This window comes from Luedemannella flava (assembly GCF_039528515.1).
Taxonomy (GTDB): domain Bacteria; phylum Actinomycetota; class Actinomycetes; order Mycobacteriales; family Micromonosporaceae; genus Luedemannella; species Luedemannella flava.
Genome location: NZ_BAAALT010000101.1, coordinates 43,114 through 58,042 on the forward strand (window position 1 = coordinate 43,114; position 14,929 = coordinate 58,042).

Annotated in this window: 17 protein-coding genes; 12 read left to right on the forward strand and 5 right to left on the reverse strand. The window is 73.3% G+C overall.

Annotation, left to right across the window (positions count from 1 at the left end; translation table 11 throughout):
- Positions 1-63: 63 nt before the first annotated feature.
- On the forward strand, positions 64-627 hold the full coding sequence (locus ABD211_RS17860; protein ID WP_344132758.1) for a helix-turn-helix domain-containing protein: 564 nt from the start codon (positions 64-66) through the stop codon (positions 625-627).
- Positions 614-1,501: an SRPBCC domain-containing protein gene (locus tag ABD211_RS17865; protein ID WP_344132760.1), complete on the forward strand. Its 888-nt coding sequence runs from the start codon at positions 614-616 to the stop codon at positions 1,499-1,501. The genes ABD211_RS17860 and ABD211_RS17865 overlap by 14 nt, the downstream gene beginning before the upstream one ends.
- A gap of 45 nt (positions 1,502-1,546) precedes the next feature.
- Here ABD211_RS17865 and ABD211_RS17870 read toward each other — a convergent pair whose 3' ends face one another.
- The 3 genes from ABD211_RS17870 to ABD211_RS17880 form a co-directional block, all read right to left on the reverse strand.
- Positions 1,547-2,179, reverse strand: coding sequence for a M23 family metallopeptidase (locus tag ABD211_RS17870; RefSeq protein ID WP_344132763.1), 633 nt, complete (start codon positions 2,177-2,179; stop codon positions 1,547-1,549).
- 29 nt (positions 2,180-2,208) lie between these two features.
- Positions 2,209-2,916 (reverse strand): nucleoside/nucleotide kinase family protein, encoded by a 708-nt coding sequence (locus ABD211_RS17875; RefSeq protein ID WP_344132766.1) that lies wholly within the window; start codon positions 2,914-2,916, stop codon positions 2,209-2,211.
- Between the two features lie 101 nt (positions 2,917-3,017).
- Complete coding sequence (locus tag ABD211_RS17880) at positions 3,018-3,356, reverse strand: YciI family protein (protein ID WP_344132769.1); 339 nt, start codon at positions 3,354-3,356, stop codon at positions 3,018-3,020.
- Positions 3,357-3,453: 97 nt separating this feature from the next.
- Here ABD211_RS17880 and ABD211_RS17885 point away from each other — a divergent pair, with 97 nt between their 5' ends.
- From ABD211_RS17885 to ABD211_RS17900, 4 genes are all read left to right on the forward strand, one after another.
- The gene (locus ABD211_RS17885; protein ID WP_344132772.1) at positions 3,454-4,389 is read left to right on the forward strand and encodes a DUF2332 domain-containing protein; all 936 of its coding nucleotides are present in this window, start codon (positions 3,454-3,456) and stop codon (positions 4,387-4,389) included.
- A 70-nt stretch (positions 4,390-4,459) separates the two neighbouring features.
- On the forward strand, positions 4,460-4,948 hold the full coding sequence (locus tag ABD211_RS17890; RefSeq protein ID WP_344132775.1) for a DinB family protein: 489 nt from the start codon (positions 4,460-4,462) through the stop codon (positions 4,946-4,948).
- A gap of 21 nt (positions 4,949-4,969) precedes the next feature.
- Positions 4,970-5,362 (forward strand): phosphotransferase family protein, encoded by a 393-nt coding sequence (locus tag ABD211_RS17895; RefSeq protein ID WP_344132778.1) that lies wholly within the window; start codon positions 4,970-4,972, stop codon positions 5,360-5,362.
- Positions 5,363-5,386: 24 nt separating this feature from the next.
- Entirely contained in the window at positions 5,387-6,232 is an 846-nt protein-coding gene (locus tag ABD211_RS17900) for a hypothetical protein (RefSeq protein ID WP_344132781.1), read from the forward strand.
- A 7-nt stretch (positions 6,233-6,239) separates the two neighbouring features.
- On the opposite strand, the gene ABD211_RS17905 is transcribed toward ABD211_RS17900, so the two are convergent.
- Positions 6,240-7,235 (reverse strand): GlxA family transcriptional regulator, encoded by a 996-nt coding sequence (locus tag ABD211_RS17905; RefSeq protein WP_344132784.1) that lies wholly within the window; start codon positions 7,233-7,235, stop codon positions 6,240-6,242.
- A 19-nt stretch (positions 7,236-7,254) separates the two neighbouring features.
- Between ABD211_RS17905 and ABD211_RS17910 the strand changes: the two genes are divergently transcribed.
- From ABD211_RS17910 to ABD211_RS17920, 3 genes are all read left to right on the forward strand, one after another.
- On the forward strand, positions 7,255-8,604 hold the full coding sequence (locus ABD211_RS17910) for an MFS transporter (RefSeq protein ID WP_425560444.1): 1,350 nt from the start codon (positions 7,255-7,257) through the stop codon (positions 8,602-8,604).
- Positions 8,605-8,707: 103 nt separating this feature from the next.
- Positions 8,708-9,892 carry an L-2-hydroxyglutarate oxidase gene (gene lhgO, locus ABD211_RS17915; protein WP_344132789.1) on the forward strand — a complete coding sequence of 395 codons (1,185 nt, stop codon included), beginning with the start codon at positions 8,708-8,710 and terminating at the stop codon, positions 9,890-9,892.
- 75 nt (positions 9,893-9,967) lie between these two features.
- The gene (locus ABD211_RS17920; RefSeq protein ID WP_344132791.1) at positions 9,968-10,522 is read left to right on the forward strand and encodes a hypothetical protein; all 555 of its coding nucleotides are present in this window, start codon (positions 9,968-9,970) and stop codon (positions 10,520-10,522) included.
- 144 nt (positions 10,523-10,666) lie between these two features.
- Here ABD211_RS17920 and ABD211_RS17925 read toward each other — a convergent pair whose 3' ends face one another.
- Entirely contained in the window at positions 10,667-11,329 is a 663-nt protein-coding gene (locus ABD211_RS17925; RefSeq protein WP_344132794.1) for an iron-dependent transcriptional repressor DtxR, read from the reverse strand.
- 90 nt (positions 11,330-11,419) lie between these two features.
- On the opposite strand from ABD211_RS17925, the gene ABD211_RS17930 reads away from it, so the two are divergent.
- The 3 genes from ABD211_RS17930 to ABD211_RS17940 all read left to right on the forward strand — a co-directional run.
- Positions 11,420-12,253 (forward strand): sulfurtransferase, encoded by an 834-nt coding sequence (locus tag ABD211_RS17930; RefSeq protein ID WP_344132797.1) that lies wholly within the window; start codon positions 11,420-11,422, stop codon positions 12,251-12,253.
- The gene (locus tag ABD211_RS17935) at positions 12,250-13,461 is read left to right on the forward strand and encodes an acetoin utilization protein AcuC (protein WP_344132800.1); all 1,212 of its coding nucleotides are present in this window, start codon (positions 12,250-12,252) and stop codon (positions 13,459-13,461) included. Before ABD211_RS17930 ends, ABD211_RS17935 begins: the two co-directional genes overlap by 4 nt.
- On the forward strand, positions 13,458-14,929 hold a 1,472-nt coding region (locus ABD211_RS17940; protein WP_425560447.1), incomplete at its 3' end, for a GNAT family N-acetyltransferase. The genes ABD211_RS17935 and ABD211_RS17940, both read left to right, overlap by 4 nt.

Sequence of the window (14,929 nt, forward strand, 5' to 3'; positions counted from 1 at the left end):
TCGCGATCCTACGGATACCTGGCATTGACAAAATAGTTTTTTACGTAAAGACTGGTTTTCGCTATGAGAGATGTCGTCTACCTCGACCGGATCGAGCAGGCTGAGGCCCTGCTCAAGCCGCAGCGGATCGACGTGCTGCGGCAGCTCGCCGAGCCCCGCTCGTGCACCGAGGTGTCGGTTGAGCTCGACCAGACCCCCCAGCGGGTCTACTACCACGTGAAACGCCTGCTGGAGGCCGGCCTGGTGCGCCAGGTCGCCGAGCGCCGGGTGCGCGGCATCACCGAGGGCATCTACCAGGCGGCGGGCCGGTCCTACTGGCTGTCCCCGAGCCTGGTGGGCCGGATCGGGCTGCGCCGCACCCGCGATCAGCTCAACCTGGGCTACCTGGTCGACCTGATGGAGGACGTCCAGGCGGACATCGCCGCGCTCGACCTCACCCGCCCGGACCTGCCCTCCATCGGCGTGTCCGGGGAGATCCGGCTGCGCCCGGAGCAACGTAAGGCGTTCCTCGACGAGCTGCAGCGGACGCTGCAGGACCTGTTCACCCGCTACGGCGGGGCCGAGGGCGACGCGTTCCGCCTGGCCGTCGCCTGTTATCCGAAGGGAGATCCCGATGACCGAGTTTGACCTGCGCCTGCGCGCGGTCATGCCGGCCCCGTTGAAGGTCACGTACGAGGCGCTCACCGACCCGGCCGCCCTGCGGGTGTGGCTGGCCGAGCACGCCGAGGTCGACCTGCCACGGACATACCAGTTCTGGGGCCGGACCACGCCGGACGGCGCCGAGCCGCACCAGCGCGTGCTGCACGTGGACGAGCGGACCCTCCGGCTCGCCTGGACCGTGGACGGCGTGGAGACCACGTCGCAGTTCGAGCTGGCCGAGGACGAGGACGGCACGCTGGTCACGCTGAGCCAGAGCGACCTGCCCAGCTTCGAGGACGTGATCCACGACAGGGCCGGTGCCCGCGGCGCGGTGCAGACGTTCTGGTCGCTGGCGATCGCCAACCTGGCCGACTATCTGGCCGGCCGCGAGCTGACGCCGGCGTGCGACTTCACGTCCAGCGACATGCGCACGTCGGTCCTCATCGACGCCGCGCCGGACAAGGTGTTCGACTCGATGGTCCAGCCGGAGCACTTCCGCCGGTGGTTCGGCGCCCACGTGGACATCGAGCCCTACGTGGGCGGCCGCTTCGCCATGGGCGGGTTCGAAATGGACCCGGGCGGGGCCAAGTTCGTGGAGTTCGAGCCGGGCCGCAAGGCGAGCCTACGGTTCGTCGACGGCGAGACCACCACCTGGGAGCTGGAAGGTTCGCACGGCAAGACCCGGCTTACCTTGAAGCACAGCGGGTTCAACCCAGACAACCCGCCGTACGCGGGCTGGGTCGGGTGGCTCGGCGGCCTCGCCGAGCTGCGCCGCTACCACGAACTGCCGCAGTGGCGCTCGATCTGGCGCAGCGTCGAGGTCGCCGGGATCCCCGAGAGCATGTTCACCATCGACCAGTGACGCGTGCGGGCCGGGGCCGGGCACTGCCCGGCTCCGGCCCGCGCGTCAGGGGCAGTTGTTGGACGTGCGGTAGAGGATGTGTTCGGCGTCGTCCGTGGTGATCCCGGACGGCTTGCCGTCGAAGTACGACTCGACCTTCTGCACGCCCCGGCGCTGCTCGTAGTGCAGATGCGGGGAGCTGGAGTTGCCGGTGCTGCCGACCTTGCCGAGCTGGTCGCCCTGCTCGACGTGTTGACCCACCGTGACCATCGGCGGTTCGAGCATGTGCAGGTACTGCGTCGTCCAGCGGCCGCCGTGGTCGATCTTCACCCAGTAGCCGCCGCCCGAACCGCGCTTTCCATCCGGATTGTCGGGCGTGCGGCTGCCCAGGCCGCCGTTGATGCCGGCCTCGATGACCTCGCCCGCGTACGACGCGTAGACCGGGCGGCCCCACGCGGAGCCCTCCGTGGGGATCAGGTCGACGTCGAACTCGCCGTGGCCCGGGTACGTGCTCAGGCGCCACTTCTCGCCGCACGCCACGGGCATCTGGAACAACGGGCGGGGGCCGGCCGGCCAGAACAGCACCACGGCGCCCACCGCGACGCCCATGACCGCCACCAACCCGACGATGAGCAGGACACGTGTCCGTCGACGCAGGCGGCGGGGGGTGCGGGGGGTGCCGTAGGTGGTGCCGGTCATGGCCTGAGGATGCCAAACACGGGCAACGCCTAGCCGCCCCGCAGGAGGCGGGGCTCGTCGAATGTCGTGTTGTCGACGATCACGTCGACCAGGCTCAGCGGGTCGACCTCGGCCAGGTAGATCCGCTCGGCGGGCAGGTACCGGTCACGGTGCAACGCCTCGGCCGCCGCGCCCTCGCGGGCGGAGTCACGGGAGGTGCCCCGGCGGATCGACGTGGCCTCGTCGACGTCGACCCAGATCCGGACCTCCCAGTGGTTGTTGAGCTGCGGCCGGAACGCGAACACGCCGTCAACGATGAGGACCGCGTCCGGGGCCGCGACAGAGATCACGTCCCGATGACCACGCTGGGTGAGCGGGTCGATCGCGCAGAGCACACACGCGCCGGACCCGGACGGACCTGCCGGTTCGAGAAGCAGTCGGACGACAGCGTCGTAGTCGAACGCGTTGCGGTAGTAGCCCTCACCGGACATCCGGTCATACAGGTGCCGTTCGGCCCAGGGCCGCTTGAAGTCGTCCAGGCTGGCCCGCAGCACCGGCCGTCCCAACGCGCTCACGCGCAGGGCCAGCTCATGCCCGAAGCTCGTCTTCCCGGCCGCGGTGAGTCCATCGATCCCCACCCGCACCCGTCCGGCGCTCCGCGCGACCACCCGCGCGGCAACCCGGTCGAGCACCGTCCCCCGCGCGTCGGACGCCGCCGCGGGCACGCCCTGCCGCCACGTCGACACGGACCACCGCACGCCACCCTCCACGAAGGAGAGTGTTCCATGCGTGTGGACCGTGCCATCGGCTGTTCCGGGCGGAATAACCGGCGTAACGGTCCAAACGCCGGAAATGCGGGCTACGCGGGCGGGGCGAGGAGGGGCCGGATCTCTACGGCGCCGTCGCGGGTGGCGGGGTTCAGGCGGGCGATCGCGATGGCCACGTCCAGGTTGGGGGCCTCGAGGATGAAGAAGCCGGCGATCACCTCGCGGGTGTCGTGGAAGGTGCCGTCGACGACCTCGTCGCCGCGGACCGCCGTGGCGACCGTGCTGGGCTGGAAGGCGAAGCCGGTGACCGCCCTGCCGCCCAGCGCCTCGATCTGGGCGGGGTAGCGCTCCAGCTCCTCAAGGTCCGCCGGCGTCAGCGCCATCGGGTCGGCGGGAGCCGGCGAGTAGATCAGGATGCCGTACCGGGCCATGGTGTCCTCCTCGGGAAGTGTCCTTCGCCCTACCGACGAGCGACCCCGACCGGAATCGACAGCACCGCGGAAATTTCGCGGCGGGCATGATGGGCGCATGACCATCGCGGCGGACTACGCCGAATTCGGCCTACGCGAGGCGCGGGGCGTCTCCCCGGCCTACGAACGCCTCTCGCGGGCGGTCGCCCACGACGACGAGGTGCTCGGCCTCCTCGCGTCGCTGCCCGAGGGCAAACGTCAACCCAACCTCTTGTACGGGGTGGTGCGCCTCCTCGGCGGTCCCGTGGACGATCCGGCGGTCTTCCACGACTACGTGGTCGCGAACTGGTCCGCGATCGCGGACGAGCTGCGGGTGCGCGCGACGCAGACCAACGAGGTCGGCCGGTGCGCGTTCCTGGTGCCCGTACTCGCGGCGTTGCCGCAACCGGTCGCGTTGCTGGAGGTGGGCGCGGCGGCCGGCCTGAGTCTGTTCCTGGACCGGTACTCGTACCGCTACGGGGACCGGGTGCTCGGCACCGGGGAGCCGGTGCTGGAGTGCGAGCTGACGGGCGTCGCACCGCCGGAGCGGCTGCCCGAGGTCGCGTGGCGGGCCGGGCTGGATCTCAATCCGCTACGCGTGACGGACCCCGACGACGTGGCGTGGCTGGACCCGCTGATCTGGCCCGAGCACGAGCACCGCCGCGCCCGGTTGCGCGCCGCCGCCGCGGTCGCGGCCGCCGACCCGCCGCAGCTCGTGCGCGGCGACCTCGTCGACGACCTGCCGGCGCTGGCCGCGAAGGCGCCGGGCGACGCCACGCTCGTCGTCTACCACACCTCGGTGCTCTACCAGGTGCCGCGCGACCGCAGGGAAGCGTTCATCGACCTGGTCAAGGGACTGCCGGGGCACTGGCTGTCCAGCGAGGCCGCCGACGTGGTCGTCCACGACGACCTGCCGGAGCCGCCGAGCGACACGTTCCACAACGTGCTGTCCCTGGACGGTCGGCCGCTCGCCTACACCCGCCCGCATGGGCAGGGGATGACGTGGTTCGGGTGACCGGCTCCGATGAATTCCCGTCGGTTGGTGCGTCCAATGTCCGAGGACATGTCGCGTGTAGGGAGAGTCCATGACCGAGAAGGAGTTGCTGCTCACGACCCTCAACGGGCAGCGTCAGCACATCCTGGGTGCGCTGGAGGGTCTGTCGGACAAGGATCTGCGCAGGCCGGTGCTGCCGACCGGGTGGAGCTGTCTGGGCCTCGTGCACCACCTGGCGCTGGATGTCGAGCGGTTCTGGTTCCGCGCGGTCGTTGACGGCGAGCAGGTCGAGCTCCTTGACGGCGCCGACGCCTGGCAGGTGCCGGCGGGCGCGACGACCGGGCAGATCCTCGACCTCTACCGGCAGGAGATCGCGCTCGCGGACGCCGTCATCGCGCGTACGCCGCTGGATGCCGAGCCCCGCTGGTGGCCCGCGGCGCAGTTCGGGGAGCACTTCCCGAGCCGGCCGCTGCGGGGCCTGCTGCTGCACGTCATCACGGAGACGGCCACGCACGCGGGCCACCTCGACGCGGTCCGCGAACTGATCGACGGGCGAACCTGGTTCGTCGTCGAGGACTGACGTTCGCATAGGGTCGGCGGCGTGGAGCGACTGGGTTCCGGGCGTACCGCTGATGTGTTCGCGGTGGACGGTGAGCGGGTCGTGCGCCGCTACCGCGAGAGCTGGGACACGGCCCGCGAGGCGGCGATCATGACCTACGTGGGCGGGCACGGCTACCCGGTGCCGGCCGTGCACGGATCCGACGGGCCGGAGCTCGTCATGGAGCGGCTCGACGGGGTCACCATGCTCAGCGCGCTGGTGTCCGGGGGGATCGACCCGGGCGCCGGCGTGCGGATGCTCGCCGACCTGCACACCCGGCTGCACGCCCTGCCGGCCCGGCCGGACGGGGCCCCCGGCGAGCGGGTCCTCCACCTCGACCTGCACGAGAAGGCTCGCCTGCGACAGGCCGCCGACCTGGTCGTCACCCCGGCGTAACAGCGACGCTGGCATGCTGGGCTGATGCCGGACCCCGAGCCGTTCCTGCGGCTGGACCACGAGCACCGCGACGGGCTGCACACCTACGTCGCCGCGGTCAGCGGCGCCGACGTGCCGTCGCCGGCGTGGCCGGGCCTGTGGGAACAGGACTATCCGACCGACCCCGAGCTGAGCCCGTTCTTCCGGTTCGGCGTCAACAACGTGGGCGGCGAGGCCCTGGCGGTGTGGCGGGCGCTGGCCTGGGCGCTCACCGAGGGCCGGCAGCGCCGGGCCACGCCGAGCTACTACCGCGAGAAGGCGGCCCTGCTGCTCGGCGTGGACCGCGCGGCGGTCCCGCTGGTCCTGTGGGAGTACAAGGTCGACGCCGAGCGGGACACCTGGGCGGACGCGGACATCGGTTTCGTGCCCGCCCGGTCGTGCGTGCGCCTGCAACCGCCGCCCGACCCGTGGGAGCGCGAGCACGCCGACTTCGCCGGCCTGTTCGCGCTGACGGAGTTCCGGCAGCTCACGGCCCTGGACGTGGCGGTGAGCTTCGACCTCAGCTCCGAGGTGACCCTGTTCGGTGTCGCCGACCCGCAGCGGCTTCAGACGGCCCTGGCCGGCGTGATGCGCCCCTGCCTGGCGGAGCTGCTGCATCCGGGCGACCTCGTGGTCGACCTCTCGATCGTGCGGGACATCGAGGCGGGCGGGATGAGCTTCCTCAGCGTCCGGTCACCCGAGCCGCTCGCCGCGGTGGCCACCCTGGCCGACCACTACTCGGACGCGTTCCGCCGCTACCGGGACCGGGTCGCGGACCTGAAGACGTTCGACGACTTCGCCGCCGCGATGACCGAACTGCTCGCCCCGCCGGACGGCGCCTGGACCCCGTAGCGGGGCGTCACGCCGTGACGGCGCCCGCGCGGAACGTGCGGCGGTAGGTCGCGGGGGACACCCCGACCGTGCGGTGCAGGTGGGCGCGCAGCGACACGGCCGTGCCGAAGCCCGCCCGCCGGGCCACCGTGTCGACCCCGAGATCGGTGGTCTCCAGCAGCAGCCGGGCGTGCTCCACGCGCTCGGCGAGCAGCCACTGGTTGGGGCTCAGCCCGGTCTCCTCGCGGAACCGGCGGGTGAACGTCCGCACGCTCATCCGCGCGGCGCGCGCCATGGCGTCCAGGTCGATCGGCTCGTGCAGCCGGTGGCGGGCCCACTCGCGCGCCGCGGCCGTGGCGCTGCCGTTCGCGGCGGGCACCGGCCGCTCGATGAACTGCGACTGCCCGCCGTCGCGCCAGGGCTGCACCACGCAGCGGCGCGCGGCCCGGTTGGCCACCTCGGAGCCGTGGTCGCGCCGCACGACGTGCAGGCACAGGTCGAGGCCGGCCGCGACCCCGGCCGAGGTCAACACGTCCCCGTCGTCGACGAACAACACATCAGGATCCAGGAGTACGCGCGGGAAGCGCCGCCGGAACCGGTCCACGTAGAACCAGTGGGTCGTGGCCGGGCGGCCGTCGAGCACGCCCATCTCGGCGAGCGCGAACGCGGCGGTGCAGATGGACATGAGCCGGGGCGCGCGGACCGCGACGGCGAGCGCCGCCCGCTCGACCGCGGTGAGGTCGCCGTCGACGAACAGGGCCGCGTGGTCGGTGCTGATGCCCGGGATGATCACCGTGTCGGCCTCGGCGAGGATCTCCGGCCCGTCGTCGGGCAGGACCTTGAAGCCCCCGGTGCACCACACGGGGCCGCCGTCGGGGGTGCAGGTGCGCACGGCGTAGTGGCGCCGGCCCGCGTCGTCGCGGGCCGTGTTGAAGACCTGCGCGGGGATGCCGAGGTCGAGGGGGACGACGCCGTCGAGGACGAGCACCGCCACCTTGTGGCGGCCGTCGGTGGGGAAGGGCATGGCCCGATTCTTTCACATAGTGGCTCTCCGGCCACTCGTCCGTCGGTACGGATCCGGTGATCATTGGTCCGTGGTGATAACAGAGAGCACAGTGACAACGCCGGTCCCGGCCCGCCGCCGGGTGCACCGGGCCTGGTGGGTGGCGGCGGTCGCGTTCGTGGCGACCATCGGCGCGGCCGGCTTCCGGGCCACGCCCGGCGTGCTCATCGCGCCGTTGCAGGACGAGTTCGGCTGGTCGCGCGGCACCATCTCGGCGGCCGTCAGCGTCAACCTCGTCCTGTTCGGCCTCACCGCGCCGTTCGCGGCGGCGCTCATGCTGCGCTTCGGCATCCGGCGCGTGGTGACGTTCGCGCTGCTGCTCGTGGCCGCCGGCAGCGGGCTGACCGTGTTCATGACCCAGTCCTGGCAGCTCGTGCTCTGCTGGGGCGTGCTCGTCGGCCTCGGCACGGGGTCCATGGCGCTGACCTTCGTGGCCATGGTGACCGGGAACTGGTTCGTCGCCCGGCGCGGGCTCGTCACCGGCGTACTCACCGCGGCGGGGGCCACCGGGCAGCTCATCTTCCTGCCCGTACTCGCGAATCTGGCGGGGGAGCGCGGGTGGCGCAGCGCGGCACTCACGGTGACCGTCGCGGCGCTGGCGGTCGTGCCGCTCGTGCTCCTGCTGCTGCGCGACCGGCCGTCCGACGTGGGGCTGCGGCCCTACGGGGCGACCGACGACACGGTCATCGCGCCGCCGACGCCGGCGGCGGGCGGGGTGGCCGCCCGGGCGCTGCGGGAGCTGGGGCGCGCGTCGCGGACGCCGGCGTTCTGGTTCCTCGCGGCCGGGTTCGCGATCTGCGGCGCCAGCACCAACGGGCTGATCGGCACACACCTCATCCCGGCCGCGCACGACCACGGCATGGCGGAGACGACCGCCGCCGGGCTGCTCGCGCTCGTCGGCGTCTTCGACATCGTCGGCACGGTCCTGTCGGGCTGGCTCACCGACCGGTTCGACCCGCGCGTGCTGCTCGTCGTCTACTACACGCTGCGCGGGGTGTCGCTGCTGTTCCTGCCCGCGGTGCTCGGCGACGCCGTGCACCTCGGCATGGTCGGCTTCATCGTGTTCTACGGGCTGGACTGGATCGCGACCGTGCCACCGACCATCGCCCTGTGCCGGGCACACTTCGGCGAGGCCGGGCCCATCGTGTTCGGCTGGGTGTTCGCCTCGCACCAGATCGGCGCGGCCGTCGCCGCGTCCGCCGCGGGGGTGTTGCGCGATGTGCGCGGTGACTACGCGCTCGCGTGGGCGGGCGCCGGGGTGCTCTGCCTGCTCGCCGCCGCGTTCTCGGCCAGAGTGGGGCTGCCCCGGGCGGTCGCCGCCACGGTGTGACGGGTGGTGCCGGCGGCCGTACCCCGGTCGCCGGCGCCGGGATGGCGGACCTAGGCTCACGTCAGCCCGGTCGGCGGCGCCGGGCCAGGCGGGAGGCGGTCCGATGGCGCGGTATGTGGTGATCGGTGGCGGCATCGTCGGGTTGGCCACCGCGCACCGGATCACCCTCGACTACCCCGACGCGACCGTGACCGTCCTGGAGAAGGAGCCGCGCGTCGCGGCCCACCAGACCGGGCACAACTCGGGCGTCATCCACGCCGGTGTCTACTACAGACCGGGCAGCCTCAAGGCCACGATGTGCCGTTCCGGGCAGGCGTCCATGCTGGAGTTCTGCGCCGAGCACGGCATCGCCGCGCGGGTCACCGGCAAACTCATCGTCGCCACCGACTCCGCCGAACTGCCCCGGTTGCGCGCGCTGCACGAGCGGTCGCTGGCCAACGGGCTGCCGGTGACGCTGCTCGACGGCGACCGGGCCCGCGAGTACGAGCCGCACGTCGCGGCCGTCGAGGCGCTGCACGTGGCGTCCACCGGGATCGTCGACTACGCCGAGGTGTGCCGCGTGCTCGCCGACCTCGTGGTGAAGGTCGGCGGCGAGGTGCGCCTCGGGGTGCGGGTCACCGGGCTGCGCCGCGACGGCGCGACCACCGTCGTGCAGACGACGTCCGGCGACGTCGTCGCCGACCGCCTGGTCAACTGCGCCGGCCTGCACTCCGACCGGATCGCCCGGCTCGCCGGGTTGTCGCCGGATGCCAGGATCATCCCGTTCCGTGGGGAGTACTTCGAGCTGCGCGAGGACCGGCGCGACCTCGTCAACGGCCTCATCTACCCGGTGCCCGACCCGCAGTTCCCGTTCCTCGGCGTGCACCTCACGCGGATGGTCGACGGGAGCGTGCACGCCGGCCCCAACGCGGTGCTCGCGCTCGCCCGCGAGGGCTACGGCTGGAGCCGGATCAGGCCCCGCGACGTCGTCGACGAGGTCGCCTGGCCCGGGCTGTGGCGGCTCGCCCGCCGGCACTGGGCGTACGGGCTCACCGAGGTGCGCCGGTCGTTGTCCCGCACGCGGTTCGCCGCGAGCCTCGCCCGGCTCGTCCCCGAGCTCACGACCGCCGACATCGTGCCGTCGGGCGCGGGCGTGCGGGCCCAGGCCATCCGCGCCGACGGCGCGCTCGTCGACGACTTCCTCATCGAACGGGCGCCCGGACAGGTCCACGTGCTCAACGCCCCGTCGCCCGCGGCGACCAGCTCGCTGGAGATCGCCCGGCATATCGTGGCGCAGTTCGACGAGTAGGGCACGGCGGATGCGCCGACCGCACGGTCGGGCGTAGGTTGTGGCGATCGGACGGCTCCTGGGAGGGGACTGCACATGCGCGACGGTGGACGACGGGTCCTCGGGCTCGGCGTCGTCGTGCTGTTGGCGGCCCTTGGCGCGGGGTGCGACAAGGGCGCGGCGGCCGCGCCGACCGAGCCGCCGCCGCGCCCGTACGCGGCGCCCGCCGCCGGGGGAGCGTGCCAGCTGCTCGACTTCGCGGTGATCGCGGAGGCGACCGGGCTGACGTTCGACATCGCCGGGTCGGGTCAGAAGGACCACACGTTCACGTGCGCGGTGACGAGGTCCGGCGAGACGTACCCGGACCTGACCTTCTCGGTCGCGGCGATCGGCTCGGACACGGCGATCTACAAGTCCGCCCTCGTGCCGAAGGGCGCCAAGACCGTCACCGAGCTGGGCAAGGTCGCCTACCAGACCACGTCGGCCGCGAGCGGCGACCACGGCCCGCGCATCGAGGTCGGCTGGCTCACGGCGACCAAGGCGATGGTCCTCCGCTTCACGTTCCCGGCGTCCGCGACCCCCGAGGACGTGACGTCGATGACCCCGAAGATCGTCACCCTGGCGAAAAAGATCGCCTTCGCCAACCTCTGACCGCAGGTTATTGGCCATAGGTGTGTTGTCCGCGCCGCCATAACGCACCACCTATGGCCACAAACCGTGGAAAGGCAGCCGCAGGCGGGCCTGGATGCGGAGCGACCCGCCGCGTAGCGGCGGGTCGGCAGGCGGTGCGGGGGACTAGCGGGAGGCGATCTCGCGGGGGAGACGGACCTCGTCGCCGTCGCGCTCGACGATGACGGAGTCGCGTTCGTGGGCCACGCCGACCTTCGCGCCCGGGTCGATGCCGGCCGCGTGCAGCTGGCGCAGCACGTCGGCGTCGGTCTGCACGCTCTCGCAGATGCGGGTCACCACGACGGTGCCGGTCAGGCCGGGGAAGCCGAGGTTGCGTTCCGTGTCGCCGGCAGCCGTCTCGGCGGCCAGCGGACCGAACTCGTCCAGACCCGGGATCGGGTTGCCGTAGGGGGAACGGGTGGGCCGGCCGAGCAGTTCGTAGACCTTCTGCTCGACGGCCTCGCTCATCACGTGCTCCCAGCGGCAGGCCTCCTCGTGGGCCTCCTCGTAGGGCATGCCGATGACGTTGACCAGGAGCAGCTCGGCGAGGCGGTGCTTGCGCATCACGGCCACGGCCTTGGCGCGGCCGAGGTCGGTGAGCGCGAGATGCCGGTCACCCTCGACGTTGAGCAGCCCGTCGCGCTCCATGCGGGCGACGGTCTGGCTCACGGTCGGGCCCGACTGGTGCAGCCGCTCGGCGATGCGCGCGCGCAAGGGTGGGACCTGCTCCTCTTCGAGTTCGAGGATGGTCCTGAGGTACATCTCGGTAGTGTCAACAAGATCATTCACAGTGGGTGCCCTCCCGACCTGAATGCTACCTGGCCGTACTGACAACACCTACGCGGCGAGACGCCCGCCGGCAGGTGGAAGACTGGCCGGGTGACGCTTATCGACGCGGCCACGCTCGCCGCCCAGCTTGCCGAGCCCCACCCGCCGACGGTCCTCGATGTGCGCTGGCGGCTCGGTGGCCCGCCCGGGCGCGACGCGTACCGGGCCGGTCACGTGCCCGGCGCCGTCTTCGTCGACCTCGACGCCGAGCTGTGCGGCCCGCCGGGTGCCGGCGGGCGCCACCCGCTGCCCGACCCCGACGCGCTGCAGCGGGTCCTGCGCGCCGCCGGGGTGCGCGCCGGGCATCCGGTCGTCGCGTACGACGACGGCGACGGCCAGGCCGCGTCCCGCCTCTGGTGGACCCTGCGCTGGGCCGGCCACGACGACGTACGCGTCCTCGACGGCGGCTTCGCCGCGTGGACCGCGCAGGACCGGCCCGTAACCGACGAGGAGGTCACCCCGCCGGCCGGCGACATCGAGGTCCGCCCCGGCGGCCTGCCCGTCGTCGACGCGGCGGGCGCCGTGGCGCTCGCGGACGCCGGGGTGCTGCTGGACGCGCGGGTCGCGCCGCGCTACCGGGGTGAGACCGAGCCGGTCGACCCGGTCGCGGGTCACGTGCCGGGCGCGGTGAACCTCCCGGTCGGCGAGCTGTCGGGTCCCGACGGCCGGCTGAAGCCGGTCGCCGACCTGGCCGCCGCGTTCTCCGCCGCCGGAGTGGACAGTGACCGCCCCGTAGGTGCCTACTGCGGATCGGGCGTCACCGCGGCCCGCACCGTCCTCGCGCTGCACGCGGCCGGCCGCACCGACGCCGCCCTCTACGTCGGCTCGTGGAGCAACTGGGTCGCCGACCCCGACCGTCCGGTGGCGACGGGCGAGAACACGTGACAACGCTGGTCGTGTGGGGGGAGGAGCTGCTGGGGTACGACCTCGGCGAGCATCCCCTCAACCCCGTGCGCGTCGAGCTGGCCATGGCGCTCGCGCGCGAGTTCGGCGTCCTGGACCGGCCCGGGGTGCGCGTGGTCGCGCCCGAGCCGGCCGACGACGCGGCGCTGACCCGGGTGCACGACGCGAAGTACCTCGACGCCGTGCGCGCCGCCGCCCGCGACGCCCGGTCGGCGCTGGCCTACGGCCGCTGGGGCCTGGGGACCAGCGACAACCCCGTGTTCGAGCGCATGCACGAGGCGAGCGCGCTGGTCGCCGGCGCCACGCTCGCCGCCGCCGAGGCGGTCTGGCGGGGCGAGGCGACCGCGGCCGCCAGTATCGCCGGCGGGCTGCACCACGCCATGCCGGCGAAGGCCGCCGGGTTCTGCGTCTACAACGACCCGGCCGTGGCCATCGCGCGCCTGCTCGACCTGGGCGCGCAACGGATCGCGTACGTCGACATCGACGTGCACCACGGCGACGGCGTCGAGGCGATCTTCTACGACGACCCGCGCGTGCTCACGATCAGCCTGCACGAGTCGCCGCTGAGCCTCTTCCCGGGCACCGGCTTCGCCGACGAGACCGGCGGCCCGGACGCGCCGGGCAGCGCGGTGAACGTGGCGCTGCCCGCCGGCACCGGCGACCAGGGGTGGCTGCGCGCGTTCCACGCGGTCGTGCCGGCGCTGCTGCGGGCGTTCCGGCCGGAGCTGATCGTCGCCCAGTGCGGCGCGGACACCCACCGGCTCGACCCGCTCGCCGACCTGCGGCTGACCGTGGACGGCCAGCGCGCCGCCCAACTGGCGGTCCGCGACCTCGCGGTCGAACTGTGCGACGGCCGCTGGGTGGCCACCGGCGGCGGCGGGTACGCCCTGGTGGTGGCCCTGCCGCGGGCCTGGGCGCACCTGCTCGCGACGGTCACCGGCGAGCCGCTGGAGCCGGGCCGGCCGACCCCGCCGCAGTGGCGGGCGCTGGCCGCGCAACGGCTGACGGAGTTGTCCCCGGGGGCGCGCCGCGTGGCCGGCGACGTGCCGCCGAGCATGACCGACTTCGGCGACACGACCGTGACCGCCTGGGATCCGGACTCCGACCATCCGGTCGACCGGGCCGTCCGCGCCACCCGCCGGGCGGTGTTCCCGCTGCACGGCCTCGACCCGTACGACCCGCGGGACTGACCGTGCCGGCGCGCGAGGCGGATGTGCTGCTGGCCGACGGCGCGACCGTCCACATCCGACCGATCCGGGCGGACGACGCGGACGCGGTCGTGGCGCTGCACTCACGCTTCTCCGAGCGCACCCGCTACCTGCGCTACTTCTCCCCGTACCCCCGCATTCCCGCCGCGGACCTGAGGCGGTTCGTCAACGTCGACCACCGCGACCGCGAGGCCCTGGTGGTCGCCTCGGGCGGGCAGCTCATCGCGATCGGCCGCTACGAGCGGCTCGGGAAGGGTTCGCCCGACGCCGAGGTGGCGTTCGTGGTGGAGGACGCCCACCAGGGGCGCGGCATCGGCTCGGTGCTGCTGGAGCACCTCGCGGCCGCCGCGCCCGAGGCCGGCATCACCCGGTTCGTGGCCGAGGTGCTGCCCTCGAACGGCGCCATGGTCCGCGTCTTCTCCGACGCCGGTTTCGAGGTGACCCGCGCCTACGCGGACGGGGTGGTGCACCTGACGTTCCCCGTCGCGCCGACGGACCGGTCGGTCGCCGTGCAGTGGCGGCGCGAGCAGCGCACCGAGGCGGCCTCGATCGCGCGCCTGCTGGCCCCCCGTGGTTTCGCCTTCTACGGAGTACGTCCCGACGGGGCCGGCCGCGCCGCGACGGTGCTGCGGCACCTGGTGGACTCGGGGTTCGACGGCTCGCTGTGCGTGGTCGGGGACGCCCCGGTCGCGGGCGTTCCGGCCGTCGCGTCGGCCGCGGCGGCACCCGGACCGGTGGACGTGGCCGTGGTCGCGACCCCGGCGTCCGAGGTCGCCGGTGTGGTGGCGGACCTGGCGGCCGCCGGCGGGCACGGGCTGATCGTCGTCTCCGCCGGGTTCGGCGACGCGGCGCTGTCCGGGCTGGGCGACCCGACCGGGTCGGACGCGCAGCGCGACCTGGTCGCCGCCGTCCGCCGGGCCGGGCTGCGCCTCATCGGGCCGAACAGCCTGGGCGTGCAACGCGCCGGGGCGCTCAACGCGAGCCTCGCGCCGCCGTTGCCGCCGGGCCGCGTCGGCATGTTCTGCCACTCGGCGGCCATCGGCGCGGTGCTGCTCGCCGAGGCGCGCCGGCGCGGACTCGGCTCCTCGACGTTCGTGTCGGCCGGCAACCGGGCCGACGTGTCCGGCAACGACCTGCTGCAGTACTGGACGGACGACCCGGCCACCGACGTCGTCCTGCTCTACCTGGAGACGCTGGGCAACCCGCGCAAGTTCTCCCGGGTGGCCCGGGTGCTGGGGCGGGAGAAGCCGATCGTCGCGGTCGCCGCCGGCCCGACCGATCCGGGCGCCGACTCCGGCACGGTCGCGGCGCTCGTGGCGCGGGCGGGCATCATCCGGGTCGACACGGTCGGCGAGCTGTTCGACGTCGGCGCCCTGCTCGCCGCCCAGCCGCTGCCGGCCGGGCCGCGGGTCGGGGTGGTCGCGACGTCGGCGCCGCTGGCCGCGCTGGC